The sequence below is a fragment of the Caballeronia sp. ATUFL_M2_KS44 genome, from assembly GCF_023630965.1.
Taxonomy (GTDB): Bacteria; Pseudomonadota; Gammaproteobacteria; order Burkholderiales; family Burkholderiaceae; genus Caballeronia; species Caballeronia concitans.
Genome location: NZ_JALQEA010000043.1, coordinates 1 through 234, shown reverse-complemented (window position 1 = coordinate 234; position 234 = coordinate 1). Strand labels below are relative to the sequence as shown.

The following is a 234-nucleotide window of genomic DNA, read 5'->3' as shown; positions in this document are numbered from 1 at the left end:
GGTCGCGGGCTGCTCGCTCGCGCCCACCTACGAGAAGCCCGACGTCAATGCGCCGTCCGCCTACAAGGAAACGCCGCAAAAGACGCTCGATGCATCGGAAGCGGGTACGTGGAAGACCGCGCAGCCGTCCGAAGAGATGATGCGCGGCGAATGGTGGACGATCTTCGACGACGCCACGCTCAACGATCTGGAAAAGCAGGCGCAGGACGCGAACCAGAACCTGAAGGCGGCGGC

1 pseudogene is annotated in these 234 nt (G+C 64.5%); it reads left to right on the top strand.

From position 1 onward, the window contains the following. A pseudogene (locus NCR39_RS19230) lies at positions 1-234 on the top strand (RND transporter); the annotation flags it as partial.